Source organism: Microbacterium sp. CFBP9023 (assembly GCF_034045055.1).
Taxonomy (GTDB): domain Bacteria; phylum Actinomycetota; class Actinomycetes; order Actinomycetales; family Microbacteriaceae; genus Microbacterium.
Map to the genome: position 1 here is coordinate 768,955 of NZ_JAXCWI010000001.1, position 24,758 is coordinate 793,712.

A 24,758-nucleotide genomic window follows, 5' to 3' on the forward strand; every position below is an offset into this window, starting at 1 on the left:
GTCAGCGTGACGAGACGTGGCGATTCTCGTGCCGATCTCTCCGCTCTCGGATCGTCATCAGGATGCGGCGCCGACTATGGGCGGCAACACTCAGACGCGCTCCCCCGTACCGCACCCCTCCGCGCAGCCGCGCGGCGATGGCGAGCCACGAGCACACCGCACGCTCGGCAACCCACAGCGGCGCCCACAATGCACTGGTCGCCGGGAACACCGAACGGCCGTCGAGCCGTCGTCGGCCGCGCTCGGCGAGCACGACGATCATGAGCAGCACGAGCGCCAGCGAGCCCGGTCGGTGGCGCAGGATCCACACCGTGGGAAGGATCGCCGCCTCGATCGCGAGGCGCAGCGGCTGCGCCCAGCTGTCGTACGCCTGTCTGACCCGCTGCGACAGGAAGTGCCGGGCGGTGGGCGGGCGCCGCATGACGTAGATGTCGGGTCGGGAGTGGATTCGACCGCCGGTCGCGCGGATGGTGCGCTCCATCTCGAGATTCTCGAAGAGCGTGTCCGCATCGTATCCACCTGCCGAGAGCAGTGCCGAGCGCCGCAGAGCATAGGTTCCGGGGTAGTCGTCCGAGAGGGCGCGGTTGAGGAGGCTGCGAGCGGTGTCCCACCGGGCATGCCAGGGCAGCGGAGCGAAATGGTTCTGCGGCTTCACGAGGGTCGCGCGTTCGAGCTCGGAGACCACCGCGGCAAGCGCGCGATAGTCGTACCGCACGTCGTCGTCGGCGATGACGACACGCTCGTGCCGAGCGGATGCGATGCCCGTGAGCACGCCCCGCACCTTGCCGTTCGCGCCCGTGGTCTCGTCGCACGGGATGTGCCGGACGAGATTCGACCAGGCCGACGCGTGCGAGGCGAAGCGGTCGGGGTCGGATCCATCGACCACCGTCACGTCGGCCCACGCGCGCAGACGCGTGAGGTAGGCCGTGAGATCGTCCATCGTCTCGTCACTCCCCCATCGCAGCGGGAGGACATATTCGATGTCCAGGAGTGGAGCGCCGTTCATGGCGGCACGATAGATCGGGTTCGCTCGCCCCCTCTCGGGTATTGACAAGATGCGCGGAACGCATCTCCACCCTGAGGATCGCGGCGCCGCTCGGCTACAGGTCGGCGGGCACTCCGAGCTTCTCCCCTGCCGACATGTCGTCGGGCTCTGCGACCAGGTACAGCCCGGTCGGGGCATTCGCGGTGAATGCGAGCGCATCGACCCACCGCCGGTTGATCGATGGCTGCCTGCTGCCGAGGAACCGATAGACCAGCGCACTCCCCGGGTGCAGCCAGACAGTGGTGCGGCCTCTCCCGATGCTCTGATCCTCGCGCCAGCTGAAGTTGAAGGGCTCGGCTCGTCGGAGCTTCGCGGTGATCACGAGCTGCAGGTGACTGAGCGCACGATCCTCGATCTCGATCCTGATCGAGCCCTCATAGATGAATCTGCCCATCATGCACCTCCCTGCGGCGCGTGCACGGGGAGTCGCGACGGCGACGATGTATCGGATTCGTGCGGCCACGTGAGCGTCAGTGGCGCGCCGGTGAGGTCGGACATGGTGCCAGGGTAGGAAGACCGCGAGGCCTCTCGCAGGGTATTGACAAGTCTGCGTTCACCCTGCAGAGTGCGCCGGCGGCAGAGTCAGGCCCCGTCGAGCGTCTTCAGCACTTCGGCGACTCCGTGGTAGTCGCGAGCAGGCAGGTCGTGGATGGCGTCGATGGTCCTCACCTCGAGATGATCGACGACGGCGATTCTCAGCAGGTCATCCTTCGTTGCCGGGTAGTCGATGCTCCGGAGAGTCCGTGCGAGTCTCGCGTCGGAGGATGCGTGGGCGGTGAGGAGGTGCGGGGATGGGTTCATGCGGTTCATTCTCTGGACCGCGCGGCCCGAACTTCGCCTCTCTTGACAGCCGACGGGATCCCGATGTAAGTGGTGTGAGCGGCCTACATATCCTCGATCAGCAGTTCTCCGTGAGCGTTGAGGCTGTTCATCATCCGTGACACGCGCTCGGCATCCACGTGAATCGGCTCGACGCTGTCGAACGCCAGGACGAGCGGAATGCTCGGATGGATCCATGCGGTCAGTCGGCCGTCGCGGGAATCGTCTCCCGGGATCCAGGACATCATGAAGCTCTCCTGCCGCCTGAGCTTCGTGCCGACGACGATCTTCATGTGCGCGAGCGTCACATCGTCGATGACGATCGGGTCGAGTGTGCTGTCATACCTGAGGCGTCCCATCCGGCGATGCTAGGTGAGCGCCCGCCCGGGTGAAGGGGCGTTGACAACCGGAGGATCGTCGGGTGCTGTCTCAGGCCCGCGGAAGCGCACAGGCGGCCGTGCCGCCGGGAAGACGGTGTCGGAAGCGCGCGATCAGCGAATAGCCCAGCGCAGCGACCCAGGAGAACGGGGGCGTCACGAGGAGCACGCCGGCGAAGCGCAGCAGCCGGGATCGCTGCATGCGGAGCAATCCTGCGAAGGCAGCATGTCCGCGCATCCGACGCGCGCCGACCAGCAGCCACGCGTAGCGGGTGACATCCGCGGAGCTCAGTCCGATTTCATCGAGGTCGAGCCATTGCCACGGCTGAGCCTCGGGAAACCTGCCGAGCCAGCGTTCGAGTCGCTGCACCCACGTGGTGCAGAACGCGCAATCGCCGTCATAGACGAGAAGTGGCCGGGCGTGCATGGAATCGACCCTACGCCTCACCGGAGAGCAGTCGCCCACCACATCATCCTTTCGATGACAAGCCCCTGTTCGCCCACGTCACCGGTGGCGGAGCCTGTCTGCATGAGCCACCCAGACGACATCAAGCAACCGCTCGACCATCTGCCTCCTCTCGACGAGCGAGACAAGGCTGTCGAGATCGACGAGCCGCACTATCCGACGTCCGAAGCGGGGCCGACCGGACCCGCGCACGCGTCTCCCGATACCGCCGCGGAGCCCGACAAGCCGAACCGGCACGGCGTGGACAAGCTTCCGCCGACCGCACGCTGATCGGTCATCGACGGTCGGACCCGTCGGATTCGCGGTGCCCCGATTCTGCATCGGCATGCTCGCGGATGCGGCGATGCCCGCCTGCAGTTGGCGACCTCGCTCGAGTTCGGCGTCGAACTCCGCTCCGACGAGAAGCGCCAGGTTGGCGATCCACAGCCACAGCAGGAACACCACGATGCCCGCGAGGGAGCCGTAAGTGCGGTCGTAGTTCGAGAAGTTCGCCACATAGAAGGCGAAGCCCGCCGTGGCGACAGCCAGCACGATGATCGCGAGAAGCGCCCCGAGGCTGATCCACCGGAAGCGCGGCTGCTTCGCGTTGGGAGTGGCGTAGTAGAGGATCGCGACGGCGAGGACGACGATGAACCCCAACAGAGGCCACTTCGCGATCGACCAGATGGCCTGAGGCACGGTGCCGAGTCCGAGTGAGTCGCCGATGGCTCGCGTGACCGGCCCCGACACCACCAGGATGATCGCCGCGATGACGAACAGCACGATGGTGATCACCGTCACGAGCAGCTGTGCAGGCTTGAGCTTCCAGAACGGTCGCCCCTCGTCGATCTCGTAGATGCGGTTCATCGCTCGGCTGAAGGCGCCGACGTACCCGGACGCCGACCAGATCGCGAGCAGGATGCCGCTGATCAGTGCGAACCCGGCGGCCGGCGAGTCCGCGACCTGTTCGATCGGGCCCCGGAGGGCGTCCGCCGTGTCGCCCGGGGCGACCTGCTCGACGATGCCGATCACCGCTTCCCCGGCGGCCTGTCCCTGACCGACGACGCCGAGGAGGGAGAAGATCGCTATCAGACCGGGAAAGATCGACAGCACCGCGTAGTACGTCAGCGCGGCAGCTATATCGGTGCACTGGTCGGACGAGAACTCACGGAAGGCCTTCTTCGCCACGTACTTCCATGATCGTCCGTGGAGATCGTCCGGGGAGTCGGGCTTGCTCGAGGCCTCGGGATCGACATTCCCGTCTCGGGCCTCCGTGTGCGGCTGCGACATCTTCATTCCTCTCATGACGGACGGACCCGTCGCCTACCCGCGTGCGACGGGTCCGTCCGGTCGATGGCGGTCAGCTGCCCGCGATGTTCTCGCGCGCCTGCTGCGCCTGATCGGTCACTTCACCGGCCGCGGTCTGCGCTTCGTCCTTCACGACAGCCACGGATTCCTGCGCCGTTTCCCTCACGGACTCGACCGACGCCTGCGCCGGTTCCTTCAGATGCTCGCCGACCTCCTTGGCCACGTCCGTGACCTCATCGAGGAGCGGCTGGGCCTGGTCCTTGACCGTCTTCGCGAGCTGCTGCTCCTTCGACGACGCCGGAACGAGCGATGCGATCAGCAGCCCCGCCCCGAAGGCCATCAGGCCGACCGCGAGCGGATTGCCCTCGGCTTTCGCGATGGCGCGGTCCTTGACCTCGGTCACGCGGTCACCGGCGTCCGAGAGCGTGGATCCCGCATCGTCCGCCGACCCCATGACGCGCTCGCGCACCGAGGTGAAGGCACCGCGCACTTTCCCCATCTGCCGGTCCACGATCTTCGACGGCGTCACCTTGTCGGCGAGCGCGTCGACATCCGACCCCAGCTCCTGTCGCGTCCGCTCGATGTTCGCGCGGATCTCATCGGGTGAATCACTCATCGGTTCTCCTCATTTCTCTTCAGTGCTTCCGGAATCTCCTTGACCGTGTCGACGGTCTGCGGCATGCCCTCGACCTGCTTCAGCTGGCTTCGGCCGACCACGAACAGGATCAGCGCGACGATCGCCCAGATCACGGCCACGACGACGCCCGACCAGCCGCGCCCCATGAGCGAGCCCAGCGCCCACCACAGTGCGACGGACAGGAAGAACACCGCCATCAGCGCCGCATAGCCGGCGGCACCCATGATGCCCGCGCCCTTCGCGGACTTCGTCGCGGTCTCCCGCAGCTCCGCGCGAGCGAGTGCGAGCTCCTGACGCATCAACGTCGACAGGTCTCGCGAGACCTCACCCAGCAGATCACCGAGCGAGCTCGACGCGGCCTTCGTCTCAGAGGGTGTGGGGTCGCTCATCGCCACCCTCCCCGAGTGCGCCCGATCCGGTCCAGGCGGTCTGTGCGCCGCCGCGACGGGTCGGAGGTGTGAGACCTTCTGTCTCCGTGCGTGTCGGAGCGCCGGTGAGGTCTGCAGCCGTCGCCCCGCCGCTGTCGGCGGCACGGCCCGCGGGTGAGCCGACCGGCACCGGTACGGCCGGGTCCGGGTGGACCTCACGGGGCGGCGTCACCGGCCGTGAAGATGTATGCGTGTCATCTGCCGAGGCGTTCGATGCCAGCGCTCGGGTGAGCCTGCCGACGGCGACGCCGACGATCGCCGCCCCGAGGATGAAGGTTCCGGGCTTGCGTCTCGCATACCGCTTCACCTCCGTGAGCACGGAGGCCGGATCCCGGTCCCCGAGCCAGCTCGCCGCGCCCGACAGCCGTCCGGCGACCTGCTGCACCAGATCGCTCGCGACACCGCTGCCCTCCGAGTTCGCAGCCATCGAACCGAGTTCGTCGCTGACCGACCGAAGCCCACCGGCGAGGCGCTGCTGCTGCGTGTGCGCCTGCTCCTTCAGCTCACGGGTGGTCTGCGCGTACAGGTCCTTCGCCTGCGTCTTGGCCTCGCCGACGACGCTCGCCGCCTCTGCCTTGGCGGTGCCCATCACGTCCTTCGCCTGAGCGCCGGCCGTGTCGGCAAGACCGGCCGCCTCGTTCTTGGCAGCCTCCGCCTTCCCTGAATCCTGCTCGTGATGCGCGTCCGAGCCGCTCAGGCTCGTCGTGCCATAAGTGTCCGACATCAGTGCTCCTTCGTGCGGGGTCGTCTCGGATCGAACGACTTCGTCGACCGATCCGCTGGATTGGTGAGCACTGGTCTAACGGGGTGAGAAAGCCGTTCCAGCACCCTTGCCGAAATCGAGGTCTCGGGTGTAAAAGGCGTCCGACCGAGACGCCTGCGAACGGCGCAGGAACACTCTCGATCGGTCTGCAAGGGCCTTGCGGGGGGCACCCCACCCCTGTAGGTCTGGGCACAGAAGGAGATCTACGAAGGGACATCCCATCATGGGCAAGTTCGTGTACGAGGGAAATCAGAAGGTGGAGATCGACGACCGCGCGCTCCATCATCTGCAGGTCGTGATGACGACGAAGCTGCGCCGCGGCGAGCCGTTCCTCTTCACCTGGAGGGAGGACGCCAGCATCGGCGGCGGTCGGAGCTCGGTCTGGATGCACCCCGGCTGCAACCTCGTCTTCAAGTACAGCGGGGGCAAAGTCCCCGAGCTCAATCGGCACTGGATCGAGGCGCTCGCGTTCACCGCGAATGCGCCGTCCGGACTGTATCTGGTTCACGAACCCGAGAACGTGGGCGCAGAGCAGGGCCATGCCGTGGGCGTGAGTTGAGGATCGGATCCGAATGCCGCTCGATGTGACCCGCGACCCGCACTCGCCGAACGACCTGACCGGTGTCTTCCGGCGCCTGGCTGACGCTCTGGATCCGGACTATGACGTCATCGACACCATGGACCTCCTCGTCGAGGCAGCGACGCGCTTCACCCCTGCGGTCGACGCCGGCATCGTCCTGGCCGATGCCGGAGGGCGGCTCCACGTGCTGGGCTCGACGAGTGAACGTGCGAGCGATGTGGAGGAGGCAGAGCTGGGCATCGAGCAGGGGCCCTGCCTCGACAGCTTCCGGTCCGGGCGCGTGGTCGAGACACCTGATCTGCGGTCGAGTGCCGATCGGTGGCCCCAGTTCGCTCCTCTCGCGGTACGACGCGGCCTTCGCGCCGGCTACGCGGTACCGCTCTCTCTGCGCGGTCAGCACCTCGGTGCGCTGAACCTGTTCTTCGACCGGGTCGGTGTGCTCACCGACCAGGATGCGGCCGTCGCTCAGGCACTCGGCGAGTTCGCCACGATCGGTCTGGTGCAGCATCGCACGCTCCGCGCGCACGCCGACCGCACCGCGCAGCTTCAGCACGCGCTCGACAGCAGGATCGTGATCGAGCAGGCGAAGGGCGCGCTGTCGTTTCAGCGCAGCGTCTCCATCGACGATGCCTTCACCATCCTTCGACGACACGCGCGCTCTGTCGGTGGGCGACTGCACGATGTCGCGCAGCAGATCGTCGACCGCCGCCTCACCCTGTGAGCGAGTCGGTCACCGCCCTCCGCCTGCGCGTTCCGATTCCCCGCCTTCGGTGGGATCGATGATCTCCGCAGTCAGGCAGACGCCGCCCGTGCTGCTGAGTGTCTGAGAGAGCTCCTCGATCCACCGACGGTTCAGCGTCGGCGCCTCCGTCTCGTCGAACACGAAGCGCAGCGGGATCGATGGATGCAGCCAGATGGTCGATCGACCGGGGGCCTCGCCGTCCTTGTGGATCCACGACAGGGTGAAGCTCTCGTTGCGGCGCAGCTTCGTCGTGACGACGATCTTGAGGTGAGCCAACGCTCGGTCCTCGATGAGGATCGGCGGCTGAGCGGCTCCGTAGAAGAGTCTTCCCATATATCAACGCTACGCGCGTGCGGCGCGAGATGGGAGGTGACTCTTGTCCGCTCGTCTGCCGTCAGATGCGCTGCTCGGGCATCGGCTCGTCGGCGAGCCCGCTGAGGAAGTCCGCGGACGGCGCGAAGAAGGTGCTGCCGGTCGTGGCGCGGGAGAAGTCCAGGAGTCGGTCGTAGGCGCCGGGCGGGTCACCGATGAACATGTTCTCGAGCATCTTCTCGATGACCCACAGGTAGCGCGAGTATCCGATGAAGTAGGTGCCGAAGGACGACGAGCCCGGGCTGCCGAAAGGCATGTTGTCACGAAGGATGTCGTGCTCGACACCGTCGACCATGATCGTGGCGAGGGTCTTGTAGGACTTCTGCCCGACGGCCGCATCGTCGAGCTCGACGTTGTCGGCCTTCTTGCGGCCGATCACGGCCTCCTGCTGCTCGGTCGTCAGCGCCTGCCACTGACCGAGGTCGTGCAGATATCGCTGGACGACGACGTAGCTGCCCCCGACGTGATCACCGTCCTCTGCGCCCACCAGCGTCGACTCGGCGACGGCGTTCCCCACCGGGTTCGCGGTCCCGTCGACGAAGCCGAGCAGGTCGCGCACGTCGAAATACCGGAATCCCGAGGTCTCGTCGACCACGGTCACGGCGTCGCCCAGCACGTCGAGCAACTGGCGCTCGAACTCGAACACGAGATCCTGGCGGTTCGCACGGATATGGAAGAGGAGATCCCCGGGCGTGCCCGGCGCGGTGTGCACCGGGCCCACGACCGGTGCGAAGGGGTGCAGCTCGGCCGGAACCCGGCGCGCGGTGAGGCGCGGCCACGCCGCGGCTCCGATGCCGACCGTGCACGACAGCATCGCGTCGAGATCACGGAATCCGACGTTCTTCACGAGGTCGTCGATACCGGCGATCGCGTCGCGCGCGGTCGACGCGGCATCCGCTCCGTCAGCGATCTGCAACACGAGGAACGTCGCGCTGGACGTCAGCGGCGCATCGACCTTCTGCGATTCGATCGGGACCCGGCGGGAGGAAGAGGTGCTCACCTCCCCGAACCTAGAGGATGTCGACGAGCACGGCTTCGACGGGTGTCGAAGGAACATGAGGACTCCCGCGGGCACCCTTGAGTACGACACGGAATCCCGACATCATGACCCCGACGGCATACCGACGACAGGAGATGCACCCATGAGCGACGTCAGCGACTTCATCCGGGCGGACGTTCCCCCCTCCGGCCCGGGGTGTCTGGACTGCGAGGCGATCGGCTCGTGGTGGCTGCATCTGCGCCGGTGCGCCTACTGCGGGCACATCGGATGCTGCGACGACTCCTTGCACAAGCATGCGACGAAGCACGCGCACACGAGCGGCCATCGAGTGATCCAGAGCTTCGAGCCCGGTGAGGACTGGTTCTGGGACTTCGGCACCGAGACAGCCTTCGACGGTCCCGTCCTCGCTCCCCCGCACAGCCATCCGCGGTCGCAGACCACCCCCGGCCCGGCTGAGCGCGTGCCTGCGGACTGGCAGGAGCAGCTCGCAGGCGACGCGTGACCGAGGCACCCGACCAGCGGTCGCCCCTGCGTCTCATCGCCGACGCCGACGGGCCGCAGGCTTTCGCGTTGCGCGACTATCTGACCCGCAGCGAGGTTCCGTTCCTGCCGATCATGGTTCCCCGAGGTGCCGCCGCGGCGGCAGGAATCGACCTGACCGGCAGGCGGCTACCGCTGGTCGTCCTTCCCGAAGGCGCCGTGTTGGAGGACCCGAATCCCGAGCAGGTCGCTGCGGCTCTCGGCTGGGTGAAGCCTCCGGCGCAGTCGACGTACGACCTCATCATCTACGGAGCAGGACCCGCCGGACTCTCGGCCGCCGTCTACGCGGCATCCGAGGGTCTCAGCGTCGCCGTCGTAGAGCGCGACGCCGTCGGCGGGCAGGCCGGTTTCAGCAGCCTCATCGAGAACTACCTCGGTTTCCCCGGGGGGATCTCCGGGGCGGAGCTCGCCGAGCGCGCCCGCCGGCAGGCGCTCTCCTTCGGCGCCGAACTCATCGTCATGAGGTACGGCATCGCCCGCACGTTCAGGGACCACGACGTGCGGGCTCGGCTCGCCGACGGGTCGGAGATCCATGCACGCGCGGCGCTCTGCGCCACCGGCGTGCAGTGGCGCAGACTCGGCCTCGACGGCGAGCAGGGCTTCCGCGGTGCCGGCATCTACTACGGCGCGGGCACCAGCGAAGCCTCCGCCTGCATCGGTCAGCACGTGTACGTCGTCGGCGGCGCCAACTCCGCAGGACAGGCGGCCATGAACCTCGCGGCCCACGCGGCGCACGTCACTGTCGTCGTCCGCGGCCCCTCGCTCTCGTCGACCATGTCGGCCTATCTGCTCGACCGGCTCGCCGCGCAGAGCAACGTCACCATCCTCGTCCACACCCGCGTCGTCGCGGTCGACGGAGACGAGCATCTGCGAGAGATCACCCTCGACCAGGCGGGCACGACCACACGCGTGCCCGCGACCCACCTGTTCGTCTGCATCGGCGGGGCTCCCAACACCGAGTGGGCGGCGACGACGGATGTGCAGCTCGACAGTCGCGGGTTCCTGCTCACCGGCGTGGACCTCTCCGCCGACGACCTGCAGAAGTGGCCGCGGGCACGCTCGCCCTACTACCTCGAGACATCCGTCCCCGGGATCTTCGCGGCCGGCGACGTCCGTGCGAACTCCGTCAAGCGCGTCGCATCCGCCGTCGGCGAGGGCGCGATGGCCGTCACCCTCATCCACCGATACCTCGCCGAAGGCGCTCAACGCTGATCGCGCTCGGAGGGCGCTGATCAGCGCAGTGGTGTGATGCCCTGTGCTCCGCGGGGGAACGTGGCCAGCACCGCGGGGTCGATGTTCAGGTGCGCGGAGACGAGCTGCGGGGGCACGTGGGAGAGCCAGTTCGCGAGGGAGATCTCCTCGTACTTGTCGGTGCGGAACACCTCGAGGAACTGCAGCACGCCGTCGCCGGTGTTCTGGATGTAGTGGCCGAGATTCTTGCGCACCACACCCACGTCTCCGGCGCGGAAGTCGGTCGTGTTCGCGTGCGGGCCGGTGTTGAACACGGTCATGCGGGCGGAGCCGCGCAGGTAGTACTGCCACTCGTCGGCATTCGGGTGCCAGTGCAGTTCCCGCATCGACCCCGGCTCGACCGTCACGAGCGCTGCAGCGACGGTGCTCGAGTAGGCGTAGTTGGTGGAGTCGGCGATCTGGATGGATCCACCGGAGTTCTCATACAGGGGCTTCGAGCGCGACAGCCGGAAGATCACCGGCTCCATGCCCCATTCCACACCCGCGGCGGCCTGGTCGATGTCGAGCGGGGGTGGCTCTTCGCCGGGGAAGATCCAGAGGCTGTGCAGCGGGATGTCGGAGAAGACCGACTGCGCGACGCCGAAGTTCTTCGCGAGGACCTCGGGCGGGGTGTGGGCGAACCAGTCGGTCAGCAGCAGTGTGTTCGACTCGGACTGGTCGCCGTCATCGAACGCGAGCACGAACTCCGCCCCGTCGGGCCCGAGCCCCTGCAGGGAGTGCGGGGTGCCCGCCGGGAAGAACCACAGGTCGCCCTCTTCCACATCCTCCACCGCGGGCAGACCCGACCTGCTGAGAGTCGTCACGCGCGCCTTGCCGCGGGTCATGACCGCCCATTCGGCGGTCTGGTGCCAGTGCAGTTCGCGGATGCCGCCGGGCTCGAGGTACATGTTGACCCCGGCGATCTCGTCGGGGATGTGGAAGTCCTGCTTCGTGAGCTCCCGCGCCCAGCCGCCGCGCTGCACCCGGCGGGGTGAGATGTTGAACGAGGACCAGAAGAACGGCTGCGTGCTGATGTCCGTCGCCGGCGCGTGCATCTGGTTCGGGAACTGCGACTCGATGACCTCGTTCTGCGGACCGGTCATCGTGTTGCTCTGCGGGCGGTCGGCGATGTTCACCTCCCCCTCCTGCGGCAGATCGGGGTCGCCCAGCGACGGGATCTCGGGGTGAGTGGTGGGGTTGTCGTCACGTTCCACGCGGGATGCTCCGTCTCTTGTCGCGGGTGCGGCGCTTCTCGACGCCGCGGTGGTGAGGCAGGGGGATGGCGAGCAGGTGCGTCACCTCGAGCTCCTGGGTGCTCATCGCGCGCGCACGGGCGATCTGCTGGGCGTCGAACTCGGTGGTGCGACCTTCGTGTTGACTCACGTGCTCGCGCCACGAGCCGACGGAGTACGCCTCGATGACCGACCCCGGGTCGTCGGCGTCGACGTACACCTGCCACCCCCGCGCCCCCGTCCGCAGACGGGTCTGCTGCACGCCGGTCATCGTGTCGAGGAACTCCTGTCTCCGCTCGACCGGAATGCGATACCGGATGACCACCAGAACGGGCGCGTCGTCAGCACCGTCCAGGCGGGGCCGGTCCTCGACCCCCGGCACCTCCACGATGCCGCGGCCGATGCCGCTCGTCGCCGGCATGGGCCACACGAGCAGGGAGAGTCCGCCCAGGCCGCAGAGGATCCCGGCCCCGATGACCACGAGCCCGGGATCCCACACGGACCCGAGCACGCCCGCGCCCGCAGACCCGGCGGCCGTGCAGCCGAAGAGGACGAGCTGGTAGAACGACAGGCCGCGCGTACGCACCCAGACGGGCAGGAACGCCTGCACCGTGCCGTTGATGGTCGCGATGACCCCGATCCAGGCGAGACCGGTGGCCACGAGCGCCGGAAAGGTGATCCACAGGGTCGGCGAGGTCACGAGAATCACGAGTCCTGCCCCGAAGACCACGGACGAGACCAGCACCACACCGTTGACCGCTGCGACGCGCCGCGCCCACGGAAGCACGAACGCGCCGACGATCGATCCTGCTCCCAGCGCTGCCAGCAGAAGGCCGTAGCCACTCGCAGAGAACCCGAGCGAGTTCTTGGCGATGGTCGGCAGCAGCGCCCAGAGCGCGTTCGCCGGTATCAGGAAGACGGCGAGCCGCAGCAGGATGCGGCGGACGATCCGCGAGTGGCGGATGTAGCGGATGCCGGCCCGCGTCGCATCGACGAAGGGCTCGGGCCGAGCCACCGGCGGACTGTAGGTCTTCCAGAAGAGCAGCACGCCCAGGAACACCAGGAAGGAGAGCGCATTGAGCAGGAAGACCGCCGCGACGCCGAACTGGGCGACCACGAGCCCGGCGATCGCCGGTCCCACCGCGCGGGCGATGTTCACGCCGATCGAGGAGAGGCTCGCCGCATCGATCAGGAGCTTCGGCGGCACGATGTCCGGCACGAGTGCCTGGAACGCCGGCAGCTGGATGGCCGAGACCGTCCCCAGCACGAACGTCGACGCCAGCAGGATGGTCGTGGTCGTCTGGCCGACCGCGGTCAGATACGTGAGACCCAGCACGACGGCGAGTTGGACCGTCTGCGACCAGAGAAGGACGCGCCGACGGTTGAGGAACTCGCCGATGACGCCGGCCGGGATCGCGAACAGGAGCACGGGCGCTGCCGATGCCGTCTGCACGAGCGCGACGAGCAGCGGCGAGCTGTCGTTCTGCACCAGGAGCCATTGAGCGCCGACGGTCTGCATCCAGCTCCCGATGTTGCTGACGATCGATGCCAGCCACACCAGGCGGAAGATCGGGACGGCGAGCGGCGCGAACCCCGCCGTCCAACCGGGGCGGGTGTCGACAGCACTCCCCTGCTGCTCAGCCACGGGTCTCGATCTCGTCGAGGATGCTGTCGATGAACCGCACGATCTCCGCGGCGTGCGTCTGCGTGACCAGGTGCGGTGCGTCCAGCTCCCTCACCGCTCGACATCCCGCTCGCCGATATCCGAAGCGCTGGAGGTGCGGGCTGATGAGACGGTCGTGAGTCGCCACGACGCCCCAGCTCGGCGTCACGCTCCAGCCCGCGCCGGACGCCCGCTCGGCGAACACGGAGTCGGAGATCGGGCGCTGTGAGACCGCGAGGACTCCCGATTCGTCGGCGGGAAGGCCCTGCGCGAGAAGGCGCGCGAATTGGTCGGGTGCGACGGTCAGCTCCGTTCGCCGTGCGCCGTCTTCACCCGCGAACACGGTGGCCACGAGATACGCGGATGCCTCTGCCGGCGCGAAGAGGTCTCGCATCTCGGCGATGCTCTCGCCCCGTTCCAGCGCATAGCCCGCGATGAAGAGCAGCCCTGAGACGTTCGTCGCCTCGCCGACGACCGTGATGACGGCCGCGCCATACCCGTGTCCGACGAGCAGCACCTCTCCGTCGACGTGCTCGACGATCGTGCGGATGTAGTCGCAGTCGCCGCGGAAGCTGCGGCCGGTCACCGGAGGAGCGAGCACCCGGTGTCCGCCGTCTAGCAGGCGGAGCACGACCGGCCACCAACCGGATGCGTCGAGGAAGGCTCCGTGCACGAGGACGACCGTGCTGCTGCTCATCATCGCGTCACCTCGTGTCCCTTCGTCCGCTGAATACGAATCTATGAACCGTCAGACTCACGACCATGCGACAGGAGTCGAAGACGGTCGTTCCTCACTTCTGCCTGCTTTCCGCCTGGTGCGGCTGCTCGGAAGACGCTTCTATGGGGCGTACTCGAGTTCGGTGGATGTGACGTCCGCGTCCATCGACGCAGAGCGACACGGTGAGCCCATCCCCCGCACAGGAGCGACCCATGACGATCAGCGATACGACGACCCCCGCAGCCTCGACGGCGCTGCCGGAGATCGCCCTCCAACTCGCAGCATCCCTGCACCGCCGAGTGGTCGTGCACGAGTTCGGTCCGGCGGCGTCCGACGGCGGGCTGTCCGCATCACCTCAGGCATCCGCCTCGCTCCTCTCTGTTCCGGTGCATGACGACGGTGTCCCGGTCGCCGTCATCGAGATCGACCTCGGAGATGGGCCGCAGCTCACGGCGAGCGAGTTCGAGGCGATCGATGCGGCCGTCGCCCTCACCCGTATCGCCCTGCGCAGGGCCCCTGGTTCGTCGCGTGTCGATCGAGAGTCGATCCTGGTCGATCTGCTGCACGCCGACGAGTCCGTGCGTCGCGGCGCCTTCGCGCACGCCGTCCAGCAGCGGTGGCTCCGGCCGGGCCCCGGGACGGTCGCTCGCGCCGTCCTCATCGATGCGACGGTGAGCGATGTCGACCGCATCGCCTTCGGACGTCACCTGACGCACCTCCGGCCCGTGCCGGCTCACTTCATCGGGCTGGAGCGCGGTGTCGTCCTGCTCGTGGGACAGCCGTCCGACAGCGGCCTCACCGACCTCCTCCTCGACGAGGCGGCGAGACGCGGCATCCGCATTCTCGGAATCGGCACCGCGTCCCCTGCGCAGGGCGCGTCGGACCTGCGCAGCGCCGCCGATGAGGCCGTCATCGCCGCCTCTCTCGCGGCCGCCCTCCCGCAGTTCCACCCCTCGGTCGACTCGAGCGCTCTCGGCGGATGGCGGCTGCTCGCCTCGGCGTCAGCCGATCCGGCAGCACTCCGGATCATCTCGCCCGCCGCGCATGCGCTCTACTCCCAGCGAGACGACAGCCAGCGGGTGACCGTCGAGACGTATCTCGACGTGGGGGCGAACGTCGTCGCGGCGTGCCGCATCCTGTTCGTCCATCGCACGACGCTCTACTACCGGCTCGAGCGTCTGCCCGAGGTGGTCAGAGAGGCGCTCGACGACGGCGTCGCGCGCAGCACTCTCCATCTTGCGCTCAAGCTCATCAGGCTCTGGGAGTCGACCGGCCGCCTGTGACCGCGTGACCCCGCCGGACGATCACGCTGCATCGCCCTCCGAACCGGGTGCGCGAGACGTGCCGATGAGCGACACCTCCCGGCGCACTCTGTCGAAGATGAACGCCTCGCTGCTCCCCGGCCCCAGCATGGCCAGCGCCTCATCCGCCTCGGCGATCGCAGCCTCGCCGTCGCCCGCGTGGATCAGCGCACGGATGTGTCGGCGCATCATCAGCAGCACACGGGTGTCGTCCTTGAGCGATCGTGCGATCTCGATGCCCAGCGCGCCGACTCGGACCGCGTCCTCGTGTCGTCCGACGGCGACGTAGGCGTCGACGAGGTCGAGGCACGCCGCGAACTGCGTGACGATGCTGGTCAGACTGTCCGTGGTCTCGGCGGATCGGACGCGTGCGAGCGTCGCCTCCGTCTCGGGGATCGACTCGAGGTACTTGCCGCGTCGGGCCTTGACCATCGACGAGAGCACCTGCGCGTTCTCCGCCCCTGTCGTCTCCTGAGCCGCGCGAAAGGCGACCATGGCGGCCGCGGCCGCCGCGTCGGCCTCGATGAGACGATCCAGCGTCCAGCTCGCCCACCCGATGTAGTAGTGCGCCCAGCCCTGCTGTGCGGCATCACCCGCGCGGGTGGCCGCCTCCAGCGCGGCATGCCCGGTGAGCACCGCGTGCGCCCGGTCACCGACCTCGACGATCTCCGCCCACGCGACGTACCCCAGCTGCGCGGCTTCTGCTCTCGGGTCGCCCAGCCTCTTCGCCGCCGCAGCCGCGAGAGAGAAGAATCGATGCCAGTGTCCCCACGTGATCCAGATGTCGGAGTACCAGTGCAGCGCATCCGCGACGTCGCAGACCATCGCGTCCTCGCCGAGCTCCGCTGCCTCCGCATACGCCGGCCACCAGTGCTCGACCTCCTCGCGGATCCACACCGCGGCGGCCTCGGCATCGATGAAGCTGCGGCCGTTGCGTGAGACTGCGCTCGCATCCCTTCCCGGTTCGTACCAGGCGCCGGCGCGCTCCAGACTCCCCAGCAGCCACGCGCGGATATGGGCGTGCCGCCGCGCGATCTCGTCGGATCCGACAGCATCGCGCAGCTTGCCCAGCCCGAAGAGACGCATCAGGTCGTGCAGACGGTAGCGGTCGCCACCGCGCGCCTCGAGCATTCCCAGGTCCGTGAGGTCGTCCAGCCGTCGCTCCACCTCGGCCACATCTGACGATCGCACGGCAGCCGCTGCGAGATGGGCCCCGAAGGTGCGACCGTCGATGAGCGAGATCCACCGGAACAGCGCGGCAGTGCGCGGGTCCAGCTCCTCGTAGGAGAGAGAGATGGCCGCTTCCACGGCCAGGTCACCGGCGACGAGCATGCGCAGCCTGTCCTCCGACGTGCGCAGTCGGCTCAGGAGATCGGCGGCCGTCCATGAGGGGCGACTGGCGATGCGATTGCCGACCACTCGAAGCGCGAGGGGCACGTCGTCGCACAGGGCCGCGATCTCACTCAGCGCATCAAGGTCGGAGGCATCGTCATGCGGGATGAGACGACCGAGGAACGCGATGCTCTCGTCCCGCTGCAGGGGCCCGAGCCGCAGGCGCCGCACCCCTTCGAGGCCTGCGAGACTGCGGCGCGACGTCACGACCACGACATCTCCCGCGCAGATCGACAGGATCGGACGGATCTGCGCCTCGTTCGCGACGTTGTCGAGCAGCACCTGGACGGGAGCCTCCGCGACCGCTGCCTGCCATTGGGTCCGCGCCGTCGCCAGATCAGCAGGCGGCTTCTGCTCCGCTCCGGGGAGCTGCCGCAGCATGGCGGTGACCACCTGGAGCGGTGTCAGCGGAGACGAGCTGAAGCCGTCCAGCCCCACGAAGACCAGCGGACGGCGGTCGGCCTCTCCTCCACGCGACAGGATCTCGACGGCGCCGGTCGTCTTGCCGATTCCCGGCGCGCCGCTGATGACCAGCGCCGGTCGCTGCCGATCTGCGGGCGGAGGGCCGTGCAGGATGCGAAGTGCTTCATCGATCTCGGCCTGCCGGCCCGAGAAGTCGAACACCCGGTGCGGGGCTATGGCCCCCGCGGGCTCTGTCGCGACGGCGGCACGGGGCCGGGCACGCGCAGCGCGGAGGAACGCATGCTGATCGGCCACATCGAGTCCGAGTCCGTCGGCGAGCGCATCGACGGTGCGCCGTTGCGGCGAGGCGCTCGCTCCGCGCTCGAGGTCGCCGATCGTGCGCACGCTCACCCCGGATCGAGACGCGAGCGCTTCGAGAGTCAGGTTCTGGCCCACGCGCAACGAGCGCAGCATCAGCCCGAAGGGTGAGGGTTGTGTCACGACGTCCGCCTTTCGCTGATCTCAGCTTGGCAGGTCTCGTCGGCGGGATGATGGCGCGCCGGTTACGGGGCGGTTTCGTCGGGACCGGACACTGCACGTCCGGCCCTCGCGCCGGGCTCCTGGCCGACGAGCGCGCGACGCATGACGACCGCCGCCGAGACGGTCGCGACCGACACGATCGAGATGAAGACGAGGAGCACCGTGGTCTGCGATGCGAACGCGAGGATCACTCCGATCGCGAGCACCGGAAGCGCGAGGCCGCAGTAGGCGATGAGGAAGACCAGCGCGAGCGTCTCCCCCCGTCGTCCCGGCTCGGCGAGGCCCGCGGCCGTCGCGACCGACGACTTGAACAGCAGCCCGACGCCGACGCCTGCGACGACGCCTCCGATGAGGAACACCGCGAGCGACGGCACCAGCGTTCCTGCGGCGACGGCGACGAGCCCGCATGCGCAGCAGACAGCCGCGACCGTCAGCTGGATGCGCAGCGGCACCCGAGCGAGAGCCACCTGGCCGGTTGCCGCGGCAGCGAACACCGAGCACGCGGTGATCCCGGCGAGAAGGTGGTCATGCTCGCCGAACGTGCTGATGAGGATGGTGGGCGCGAGAGAGGTGAACAGGCCGAACAGGGCGAATCCGGCGAATGCTCCGAAGCCCGCGGCGATGAATGCCGCCCTCGATCGCGGCGGTGCGGCTATGCGTTGCGGCCTGTACCGTCTCGGCTCGCCGGGTGGTGTCACCGTCTCCGGGACACCGGACACCGCGATCGCGGCCGCGACGAGCACCACGAGGAAGACCGCGTGCGGCAGCACCAGCGGCGCGGGCAGGAACTCGGCGAACAGACCGCCGATCAGCGGTCCGAGCGCCAGTCCGCCGAGATTGGCGGCACCCGCCACGGATGCGGCCACGATCGCGTTCTCGCTGGGGCGCGCCTGGGCCCGCAGCTCACCCAGATGCGCGGTGGCGGTGGCGGTGAGGATGCCGACGCTCGCGCCGTTCACCAGCCTCGCGGCGAGCAGTCCCGGCACCTCGTGCCATGTGAGGAACAGGACGGCGCTGAGAGCCGCGATGAGGATCGCGATCACCAGCATCCGCCGTCGCCCCATCCAGTCGCTGACATGCCCGAGCAGGAAGAGGCTGAGCACGACGCCGACGGCGAAGGCCGCGAAGATCAGGGTGATCACCGAGACCGGGAACCCGTCGACCTCCTGGTACAGCGGGTACAGAGGGGTCGGCACGGTCGCGTACGCCATCACGAGCAGGAAGGCGGAGGCGACCACCCAGAATCCCGCCCCGTGCGAGATCCGGGAGTTCGACATGGTCGAGACGCTATCGATGCGGCCTCGACGCCGCACCGGACAGATGTCGAAAACGGCGGGGACGGATTCTGGACAGATGTCGAGCGCGCCGTGAGGACGGACGGGTTAGCGTGGTCGCGCTCCCACGAAGCTGACGTGGGGCGTTCGACAGTCGTCCGGGATCTCTCTCGGGACGGCGGAAACCTGGAGGCTGATCATGGCGTTCGTGACCACGGATGATGGCGCAGAGATCTACTACAAGGACTGGGGCAGCCCCGACGCGCAGCCCATCATGTTCCACCACGGCTGGCCGCTCTCGTCCGACGACTGGGACGCGCAGATGCTGTTCTTCCTCGACAAGGGCTACCGCGTCATCGCGAGCGACCGCCGGGGCCACGGAAGGTCGTCGCAGATCGGCACCGGCCATGACATGGACCACTACGCCAGCGATGCCTCGGCCGTCGTCGAGCACCTCGACCTCCGCAATGCCATCCACATCGGGCACTCGACGGGCGGCGGCCAGGTCGCGCGCTACGTCGCGCAGTACGGACAGCCTCAGGGCCGCGTCGCCAAGGCGGTGCTCGTCTCGTCGGTGCCGCCGCTGATGGTGCAGACCGACAGCAACCCCGAGGGCACCCCGATCTCGGTCTTCGACGGCTTCCGCGAGGCACTCGCCGCGAATCGCGCCGAGTTCTTCCAGGCTGTCGCCTCCGGGCCCTTCTACGGCTTCAACCGCGATGGTGTCACGCTGTCGCAGCCCGTGGTCGACAACTGGTGGCGACAGGGCATGACGGGCAGCGCCCTCGCTCACTACGAGGGGATCAAGGCCTTCTCCGAGACGGACCAGACCGAAGACCTCACGGCGATCACCGTTCCGGTCCTCGTGATCCAGGGCGACGACGACCAGGTCGTGCCGTACAAGGATGCCGCTCTGAAGCAGGCGGAGCTCCTGAGCGACTCGACCCTGAGGATCTATCCCGGGTTCCCCCACGGCATGCTGACGACGCACGCCGATGTGATCAATCCCGACATCCTCGCCTTCATCCAGCAGTAGCCGCCCACGCGGCACACGATGGCGCATCCGAACCGAGAGTCCGGGTGCGCCATCGCTATGTCCCGGCGAGACCGGCCCCGGCCACGTCGAAGGCCGCGGCGAGCAGTCCGACGGCCATCGCTTCGGGAAGCGGCTCGAGCGGCCGGCACGCCCTCGGGTCCTCGTCGGGGCCGTGGTCAGGACGAGGGTCGCGGTCTCGGCGGCGCGGGACGAGGTGCGCATGCACATGCGGCCCTGCAGCTCCGGAGAGCACGACGTCGACCCGATCGGCTCCGGTCGCTCGGCGGATGATGCGAGAGGCGAACTGGATGTCGACCAGGAAGAGCTCGGCGATCTCCGCCGGCGCGTCGGCGATGTCGTCGTAGTGATCGCGGAGGCTCAGGATGCTCCGGCCGGGGAACCGGGCGTCGGAGAGCAGTCCCACACGCGAGACGGTGAGTCGGCCCACCGGATTGACCACGATGAACCGACACTCTCGACAGATGTCCACGTGGCCTCCTTTCCGGCATCGCCTCGACGTCCGCAAGCCGCTCAGAGTCCACGGAGAACTCTACGAGCGGCGCGACGCCGCAGGAAGAAATCAGCCGACCCTGGCCATTCTCGACCCTGCGGAGTAGAGTTCTGCGCCCCGTCGGAGACACGAGGTGGAGGAGCGTCCGCCTTCAGCAGATGATCGATGCGGTGGGCCCTGCCGGGATCGAACCGACGACATCCACGGTGTAAACGTGGCGCTCTACCAGCTGAGCTAAAGGCCCTGGTGCGTCCCAGTCTACAGATGACCCGATGCGCGCTGATGTCGTGGAAGAGGGATAGGCTGAGGGCGGCACGCGTTGTGCACAGCCGACAAGGCTGCCCGCGTCGCTTCCCGTTTCATTGGCATGACCTGCCAGCTTGACGAAAGGCTCCCCGTGACTGTGCACGACCAGGATCCGTATTCCCAGGGCCCCCTCGACAGCGATCCGGAAGAGACGGGCGAGTGGCAGCAGTCTCTCGACGAGCTCGTCGACGCGAAGGGCCACGGTCGTGGCCGCGAGATCATGCTCAGCCTGCTCAAGCGCTCGAAGGAGCTGCACCTGGGCGTGCCGATGGTCCCGACCACCGACTACATCAACACGATCGCGCCGGAGAACGAGCCCGAGTTCCCGGGTGACGAGGAGATCGAGCGCCGCTACCGTGCGTGGATCCGCTGGAACGCCGCGATCACCGTGCACCGCGCGCAGCGCCCCGGCATCGGCGTCGGCGGCCACATCTCGACGTACGCATCGTCGGCCGCTCTGTACGAGGTCGGCTTCAACCACTTCTTCAAGGGCGCAGACCACCCCGGTGGCGCCGACCAGATCTTCATCCAGGGCCACGCCTCCCCCGGCACCTACGCGCGCTCGTACCTCGAGGGTCGCCTGAGCGAAGACCAGCTCGACGGCTTCCGCCAGGAGAAGTCGCACGCACCGCACGGCATCCCGTCGTACCCGCACCCGCGTCTGATGCCGGAGTACTGGCAGTTCCCCACCGTCTCCATGGGACTCGGTCCGATCAACGCCATCTACCAGGCGATGTCGAACAAGTACCTCGAGAACCGCGGCATCAAGGACACCTCGCAGTCCCACGTCTGGGCCTTCCTCGGCGACGGTGAGATGGACGAGGTCGAGAGCCGCGGACAGCTGCAGGTCGCAGCCAACGAGGGGCTCGACAACCTGACGTTCATCGTCAACTGCAACCTCCAGCGTCTCGACGGTCCGGTGCGCGGCAACGGGAAGATCGTCCAGGAGCTCGAGTCGTTCTTCCGCGGCGCGGGCTGGAACGTCATCAAGGTCGTCTGGGGTCGCGAATGGGACGACCTGCTCGCCCGCGACACCGAGGGTGCGCTGCTCAACCTGATGAACGTCACCCCCGACGGCGACTACCAGACCTACAAGGCCGAGTCCGGTGCGTACGTCCGCGAGCACTTCTTCGGCCGCGACGAGCGTGCAGCGGCCCTCGTCAAGGACTACTCCGACGACGACATCTGGAACCTGAAGCGCGGTGGCCACGACTACCGCAAGGTCTACGCCGCGTTCAAGGCCGCGACCGAGCACAAGGGCAAGCCCACCGTCATCCTCGCGAAGACCGTCAAGGGCTACGGCCTCGGTCCGCACTTCGAGGGCCGCAACGCGACCCACCAGATGAAGAAGATGACGCTGGACAACCTCAAGACGTTCCGCGACGCGATGCACATCCCGATCACGGATGCGCAGCTCGAGGAGAACCCCTACCTGCCCCCGTACTACAACCCGGGCCCGCAGGACGAGACGATCCAGTACATGCTCGAGCGTCGCCAGGCTCTCGGCGGCTACCTGCCCGAGCGCCGTTCCACTCACGTGGGACTCTCGCTCCCCGACGACACGGCCTATGCGCTTCCGAAGAAGGGCTCCGGCACGCAGGAGATCGCCACGACCATGGCGTTCGTCCGTCTGCTGAAGGACCTGCTGCGCTCGAAGGACTTCGGGCACCGCATCGTCCCGATCATCCCGGACGAGGCCCGCACGTTCGGCATGGACGCGTACTTCCCCTCGGCGAAGATCTACAACCCGAACGGCCAGCACTACACCTCGGTCGACCGCGAGCTCCTCCTCGCCTACAAGGAGAGCCCTCAGGGACAGATCGTGCACGTCGGCATCAACGAGGCGGGCGCCCTCGCGGCGTTCACTGCGGCCGGCACGTCGTACGCCACGCACGGCGAGCCGCTGATCCCGATCTACCTCTTCTACTCGATGTTCGGCTTCCAGCGCACCGGTGACGCCCAGTGGGCCGCCGGTGACCAGATGGCGCGCGGCTTCATCATGGGGGCGACGGCCGGCCGCACCACCCTCACGGGTGAAGGCCTGCAGCACGCCGACGGCCACTCGCACCTGCTCGCCGCCACCAACCCGGCGACGGTCTCGTACGACCCGGCCTACGGCTATGAGATCGCGCACATCATGCGCTCCGGTCTCGAGCGGATGTACGGCGGCAACCACGAAGACCCGAACGTCATGTACTACATCACGCTCTACAACGAGCCGATGGTGATGCCGGCCGAGCCGGAGAACGTGGACGTCGACGGCATCGTGCGCGGCATCCACCGCATCTCCGTCGGCGAGGGCGAGGGCCCGCGTGCCCAGCTCTTCGCCTCGGGCGTCGGACTCCCCTGGGCTCTCGAAGCACAGGAGCTGCTGAAGAACGACTGGGGCGTGATCGCCGATGTCTGGTCGGTCACCTCGTGGACCGAGCTGCGCCGCGACGGCCTCGCCGCCGACGAGCACAACTTCCTGCACCCCGAAGAAGAGCCCCGCACCGCGTACCTCACGCAGAAGCTGCAGGGTGCCGAGGGTCCCGTCGTCGCAGTGAGCGACTACATGCACGCCGTGCAGGACCAGATCCGCCCCTGGGTCCCGCAGCGGTTCGCGACGCTCGGTGCCGACGGCTTCGGCTTCTCCGACACGCGTGCGGCCGCTCGTCGCTTCTTCAAGATCGACGGTCCGTCGATCGTCGTCCGCACGCTGCAGTCGCTCGCCGAAGACGGGGTCGTCGACCGCTCTCTCGCCGCGCAGGCCATCCAGAAGTACAGCCTGCTCGACGTGAACGCCGGCACCAGCGGCAACGCGGGCGGCGAAAGCTGAGTCATCGGTGACGGGTTCCTCTTCGCGCGGCATGGACAAGTCCGCCACGCTCACCTGGCTGCGCCGGATCTCCGGTGACATCGCCTCGGTGACGATCAAGCGCCTCGAGGACACCCTCCCGTGGTACGCCGACATGCCACCAGCCCGCCGCTCTGCGGTCGGGCTGGTGGCCCAGGCGGGCATCACCTCGTTCATCCAGTGGTACGAGGACCCGACGTCGACGCCGTGGATCGCCGCCGACATCTTCGCGGCGGCACCGCGCGAGCTGCTCCGCAGCGTCAGCCTGCAGCAGACCCTCCAGTTGATCCGCGTCACCGTCGAGGTGACGGAAGAGAGGGTCGCCGGTCGGGGTGCAGATCTCCGCGAGGCGATCCTCCTCTACTCTCGCGACGTGGCCTTCGCCGCGGCCGACGTCTACGCCCGCGCTGCTGAGGCCCGCGGCCTCTGGGATGCCAGGCTCGAGGCGCTCGTCGTCGACTCGATCCTGACCGGCGAAGCCGACGAAGAGCTGCCGAGTCGCATCGCCGCGCTGGGCTGGCACGGACACGGCGAGGTCGCGGTGCTGGTGGGCACGACTCCCCCGCAGTTCGATGTCGATCTGGTGCGTCGCACGGCGCGCAAGCTCGCGGTCGATGTGCTGATCGGCGTGCAGGGCTCGCGCCTCGTTCTCGTCATCGGGCGCGCACGCGTCGCCGGCCAGGAGCTCGCGGAGGGCGAAGAGGAGGAACTCGGCTTCGAAGAGATCGCGACGCGCCTCGAGCCCTCCTTCGGTCCGGGCTACGTCGTGCTCGGCCCCGCGGTCGCCGCGCTCGTCGACGCGAGCCAGAGCGCACGAGCCGCCCTCGCCGGGTTCGCCGTGGCGCGGGCGTGGCGGAGCGCTCCGCGGCCCGTCGACGCCGACGACCTGCTTCCCGAGCGCGCCCTCGCCGGTGATCCGCTCGCCAAGCAGACGCTGATCGAGCGCATCTACCGACCGCTGCAGGCCCATTCGACCGACCTCGTGACGACGCTGTGGAGCTACCTCGACAACGGTCGCTCCCTCGAGGCGACCGCCCGCGAGCTGTTCGTGCACCCGAACACCGTGCGCTATCGCCTGAAGCGCGTCAGCGAGGTCATCGGCTGGGACGCCACGGGCCCACGCGAGGCTCTGATCCTGCAGACGGCGCTCATCCTCGGTTCGATCGGCGCCGCCGAGCAGGTGCGACGTCGCCCTCCGCTGCGGCGTCCCTCACGCTGATCGCCGCACCAGACGCCCTTCAGCTGTACGCCACACACAAGG

25 protein-coding genes and 1 tRNA gene are annotated in these 24,758 nt (G+C 68.2%); 8 read left to right on the top strand and 18 right to left on the bottom strand.

Features of this window, described 5'->3' with window-relative positions:
• Position 1 precedes the first annotated feature (1 nt).
• From SOM10_RS03780 to SOM10_RS03820, 9 genes are all read right to left on the bottom strand, one after another.
• Complete coding sequence (locus tag SOM10_RS03780; protein WP_320488459.1) at positions 2-1,006, bottom strand: glycosyltransferase family 2 protein; 1,005 nt, start codon at positions 1,004-1,006, stop codon at positions 2-4.
• 94 nt (positions 1,007-1,100) lie between these two features.
• On the bottom strand, positions 1,101-1,439 hold the full coding sequence (locus tag SOM10_RS03785) for an ATP-dependent DNA ligase (RefSeq protein WP_320488461.1): 339 nt from the start codon (positions 1,437-1,439) through the stop codon (positions 1,101-1,103).
• 188 nt (positions 1,440-1,627) lie between these two features.
• Complete coding sequence (locus SOM10_RS03790) at positions 1,628-1,846, bottom strand: DUF2795 domain-containing protein (protein WP_320488462.1); 219 nt, start codon at positions 1,844-1,846, stop codon at positions 1,628-1,630.
• Positions 1,847-1,929: 83 nt separating this feature from the next.
• Positions 1,930-2,223 carry a hypothetical protein gene (locus SOM10_RS03795; RefSeq protein WP_056278853.1) on the bottom strand — a complete coding sequence of 98 codons (294 nt, stop codon included), beginning with the start codon at positions 2,221-2,223 and terminating at the stop codon, positions 1,930-1,932.
• A 70-nt stretch (positions 2,224-2,293) separates the two neighbouring features.
• On the bottom strand, positions 2,294-2,668 hold the full coding sequence (locus SOM10_RS03800; RefSeq protein WP_056278854.1) for a thiol-disulfide oxidoreductase DCC family protein: 375 nt from the start codon (positions 2,666-2,668) through the stop codon (positions 2,294-2,296).
• 78 nt (positions 2,669-2,746) lie between these two features.
• Positions 2,747-3,982: a YihY/virulence factor BrkB family protein gene (locus SOM10_RS03805; protein WP_414683563.1), complete on the bottom strand. Its 1,236-nt coding sequence runs from the start codon at positions 3,980-3,982 to the stop codon at positions 2,747-2,749.
• A gap of 64 nt (positions 3,983-4,046) precedes the next feature.
• Positions 4,047-4,610 carry a DUF3618 domain-containing protein gene (locus tag SOM10_RS03810; protein ID WP_320488465.1) on the bottom strand — a complete coding sequence of 188 codons (564 nt, stop codon included), beginning with the start codon at positions 4,608-4,610 and terminating at the stop codon, positions 4,047-4,049.
• Positions 4,607-5,020, bottom strand: a complete 414-nt coding sequence (locus SOM10_RS03815; protein ID WP_320488466.1) for a phage holin family protein — start codon at positions 5,018-5,020, stop codon at positions 4,607-4,609. The genes SOM10_RS03810 and SOM10_RS03815 overlap by 4 nt, the downstream gene beginning before the upstream one ends.
• Positions 4,998-5,783 (bottom strand): hypothetical protein, encoded by a 786-nt coding sequence (locus SOM10_RS03820; RefSeq protein ID WP_320488467.1) that lies wholly within the window; start codon positions 5,781-5,783, stop codon positions 4,998-5,000. Before SOM10_RS03820 ends, SOM10_RS03815 begins: the two co-directional genes overlap by 23 nt.
• Before the next feature lie 262 nt (positions 5,784-6,045).
• On the opposite strand from SOM10_RS03820, the gene SOM10_RS03825 reads away from it, so the two are divergent.
• Both SOM10_RS03825 and SOM10_RS03830 read left to right on the top strand, forming a co-directional pair.
• Entirely contained in the window at positions 6,046-6,381 is a 336-nt protein-coding gene (locus tag SOM10_RS03825; RefSeq protein WP_320488468.1) for an ATP-dependent DNA ligase, read from the top strand.
• Between the two features lie 13 nt (positions 6,382-6,394).
• Entirely contained in the window at positions 6,395-7,123 is a 729-nt protein-coding gene (locus SOM10_RS03830; protein ID WP_320488469.1) for a GAF and ANTAR domain-containing protein, read from the top strand.
• A 9-nt stretch (positions 7,124-7,132) separates the two neighbouring features.
• Here the strand turns inward: SOM10_RS03830 and SOM10_RS03835 are convergent, their stop codons facing one another.
• Together SOM10_RS03835 and SOM10_RS03840 are read right to left on the bottom strand one after the other, a co-directional pair.
• On the bottom strand, positions 7,133-7,477 hold the full coding sequence (locus tag SOM10_RS03835) for a hypothetical protein (RefSeq protein WP_072591357.1): 345 nt from the start codon (positions 7,475-7,477) through the stop codon (positions 7,133-7,135).
• Between the two features lie 61 nt (positions 7,478-7,538).
• Positions 7,539-8,516, bottom strand: coding sequence for a Dyp-type peroxidase (locus SOM10_RS03840; protein ID WP_320488472.1), 978 nt, complete (start codon positions 8,514-8,516; stop codon positions 7,539-7,541).
• 142 nt (positions 8,517-8,658) lie between these two features.
• Here SOM10_RS03840 and SOM10_RS03845 point away from each other — a divergent pair, with 142 nt between their 5' ends.
• Both SOM10_RS03845 and SOM10_RS03850 read left to right on the top strand, forming a co-directional pair.
• The gene (locus tag SOM10_RS03845) at positions 8,659-9,018 is read left to right on the top strand and encodes a UBP-type zinc finger domain-containing protein (RefSeq protein ID WP_053096379.1); all 360 of its coding nucleotides are present in this window, start codon (positions 8,659-8,661) and stop codon (positions 9,016-9,018) included.
• Positions 9,015-10,268: an NAD(P)/FAD-dependent oxidoreductase gene (locus SOM10_RS03850; RefSeq protein WP_320488474.1), complete on the top strand. Its 1,254-nt coding sequence runs from the start codon at positions 9,015-9,017 to the stop codon at positions 10,266-10,268. Before SOM10_RS03845 ends, SOM10_RS03850 begins: the two co-directional genes overlap by 4 nt.
• Before the next feature lie 20 nt (positions 10,269-10,288).
• Here the strand turns inward: SOM10_RS03850 and SOM10_RS03855 are convergent, their stop codons facing one another.
• Genes SOM10_RS03855 through SOM10_RS03865 form a run of 3 tightly spaced genes read right to left on the bottom strand, consistent with a single transcriptional unit; the run spans position 10,289 to position 13,878 of the window.
• Positions 10,289-11,500 carry a cupin domain-containing protein gene (locus tag SOM10_RS03855; protein ID WP_320488476.1) on the bottom strand — a complete coding sequence of 404 codons (1,212 nt, stop codon included), beginning with the start codon at positions 11,498-11,500 and terminating at the stop codon, positions 10,289-10,291.
• Positions 11,490-13,163: an MFS transporter gene (locus SOM10_RS03860; RefSeq protein ID WP_320488478.1), complete on the bottom strand. Its 1,674-nt coding sequence runs from the start codon at positions 13,161-13,163 to the stop codon at positions 11,490-11,492. Before SOM10_RS03860 ends, SOM10_RS03855 begins: the two co-directional genes overlap by 11 nt.
• A complete protein-coding gene (locus tag SOM10_RS03865; RefSeq protein WP_320488479.1) occupies positions 13,156-13,878 on the bottom strand; it encodes an alpha/beta hydrolase in 723 nt (240 codons plus the stop codon). The genes SOM10_RS03860 and SOM10_RS03865 overlap by 8 nt, the downstream gene beginning before the upstream one ends.
• A gap of 233 nt (positions 13,879-14,111) precedes the next feature.
• Here SOM10_RS03865 and SOM10_RS03870 point away from each other — a divergent pair, with 233 nt between their 5' ends.
• On the top strand, positions 14,112-15,182 hold the full coding sequence (locus tag SOM10_RS03870; RefSeq protein ID WP_320488481.1) for a helix-turn-helix domain-containing protein: 1,071 nt from the start codon (positions 14,112-14,114) through the stop codon (positions 15,180-15,182).
• 21 nt (positions 15,183-15,203) lie between these two features.
• On the opposite strand, the gene SOM10_RS03875 is transcribed toward SOM10_RS03870, so the two are convergent.
• Complete coding sequence (locus SOM10_RS03875) at positions 15,204-17,495, bottom strand: helix-turn-helix domain-containing protein (protein WP_320488482.1); 2,292 nt, start codon at positions 17,493-17,495, stop codon at positions 15,204-15,206.
• 62 nt (positions 17,496-17,557) lie between these two features.
• On the bottom strand, positions 17,558-18,811 hold the full coding sequence (locus SOM10_RS03880; RefSeq protein WP_320488483.1) for an MFS transporter: 1,254 nt from the start codon (positions 18,809-18,811) through the stop codon (positions 17,558-17,560).
• A gap of 196 nt (positions 18,812-19,007) precedes the next feature.
• On the opposite strand from SOM10_RS03880, the gene SOM10_RS03885 reads away from it, so the two are divergent.
• Positions 19,008-19,844 carry an alpha/beta hydrolase gene (locus tag SOM10_RS03885; protein WP_320488484.1) on the top strand — a complete coding sequence of 279 codons (837 nt, stop codon included), beginning with the start codon at positions 19,008-19,010 and terminating at the stop codon, positions 19,842-19,844.
• A 55-nt stretch (positions 19,845-19,899) separates the two neighbouring features.
• Here the strand turns inward: SOM10_RS03885 and SOM10_RS03890 are convergent, their stop codons facing one another.
• Both SOM10_RS03890 and SOM10_RS03895 read right to left on the bottom strand, forming a co-directional pair.
• Positions 19,900-20,334, bottom strand: a complete 435-nt coding sequence (locus SOM10_RS03890) for a hypothetical protein (RefSeq protein WP_056278863.1) — start codon at positions 20,332-20,334, stop codon at positions 19,900-19,902.
• Positions 20,335-20,526: 192 nt separating this feature from the next.
• Positions 20,527-20,599 (bottom strand) — tRNA-Val (locus SOM10_RS03895).
• Between the two features lie 153 nt (positions 20,600-20,752).
• On the opposite strand from SOM10_RS03895, the gene aceE reads away from it, so the two are divergent.
• Positions 20,753-23,479 (top strand): pyruvate dehydrogenase (acetyl-transferring), homodimeric type, encoded by a 2,727-nt coding sequence (gene aceE, locus SOM10_RS03900; RefSeq protein ID WP_053096386.1) that lies wholly within the window; start codon positions 20,753-20,755, stop codon positions 23,477-23,479.
• A 31-nt stretch (positions 23,480-23,510) separates the two neighbouring features.
• A complete protein-coding gene (locus tag SOM10_RS03905) occupies positions 23,511-24,716 on the top strand; it encodes a PucR family transcriptional regulator (RefSeq protein ID WP_056278864.1) in 1,206 nt (401 codons plus the stop codon).
• Positions 24,717-24,758: the final 42 nt, after the last annotated feature.

Coding starts and splice junctions, on each gene's coding strand:
- SOM10_RS03780 (WP_320488459.1), bottom strand. CDS start 1,006: ATGAACGGCGCTCCACTCCTGGACATCGAATATGTCCTCCCGCTGCGA.
- SOM10_RS03785 (WP_320488461.1), bottom strand. CDS start 1,439: ATGGGCAGATTCATCTATGAGGGCTCGATCAGGATCGAGATCGAGGAT.
- SOM10_RS03790 (WP_320488462.1), bottom strand. CDS start 1,846: ATGAACCCATCCCCGCACCTCCTCACCGCCCACGCATCCTCCGACGCG.
- SOM10_RS03795 (WP_056278853.1), bottom strand. CDS start 2,223: ATGGGACGCCTCAGGTATGACAGCACACTCGACCCGATCGTCATCGAC.
- SOM10_RS03800 (WP_056278854.1), bottom strand. CDS start 2,668: ATGCACGCCCGGCCACTTCTCGTCTATGACGGCGATTGCGCGTTCTGC.
- SOM10_RS03805 (WP_414683563.1), bottom strand. CDS start 3,982: ATGAAGATGTCGCAGCCGCACACGGAGGCCCGAGACGGGAATGTCGAT.
- SOM10_RS03810 (WP_320488465.1), bottom strand. CDS start 4,610: ATGAGTGATTCACCCGATGAGATCCGCGCGAACATCGAGCGGACGCGA.
- SOM10_RS03815 (WP_320488466.1), bottom strand. CDS start 5,020: ATGAGCGACCCCACACCCTCTGAGACGAAGGCCGCGTCGAGCTCGCTC.
- SOM10_RS03820 (WP_320488467.1), bottom strand. CDS start 5,783: ATGTCGGACACTTATGGCACGACGAGCCTGAGCGGCTCGGACGCGCAT.
- SOM10_RS03825 (WP_320488468.1), top strand. CDS start 6,046: ATGGGCAAGTTCGTGTACGAGGGAAATCAGAAGGTGGAGATCGACGAC.
- SOM10_RS03830 (WP_320488469.1), top strand. CDS start 6,395: ATGCCGCTCGATGTGACCCGCGACCCGCACTCGCCGAACGACCTGACC.
- SOM10_RS03835 (WP_072591357.1), bottom strand. CDS start 7,477: ATGGGAAGACTCTTCTACGGAGCCGCTCAGCCGCCGATCCTCATCGAG.
- SOM10_RS03845 (WP_053096379.1), top strand. CDS start 8,659: ATGAGCGACGTCAGCGACTTCATCCGGGCGGACGTTCCCCCCTCCGGC.
- SOM10_RS03865 (WP_320488479.1), bottom strand. CDS start 13,878: ATGAGCAGCAGCACGGTCGTCCTCGTGCACGGAGCCTTCCTCGACGCA.
- SOM10_RS03870 (WP_320488481.1), top strand. CDS start 14,112: ATGACGATCAGCGATACGACGACCCCCGCAGCCTCGACGGCGCTGCCG.
- SOM10_RS03880 (WP_320488483.1), bottom strand. CDS start 18,811: ATGTCGAACTCCCGGATCTCGCACGGGGCGGGATTCTGGGTGGTCGCC.
- SOM10_RS03885 (WP_320488484.1), top strand. CDS start 19,008: ATGGCGTTCGTGACCACGGATGATGGCGCAGAGATCTACTACAAGGAC.
- SOM10_RS03905 (WP_056278864.1), top strand. CDS start 23,511: ATGGACAAGTCCGCCACGCTCACCTGGCTGCGCCGGATCTCCGGTGAC.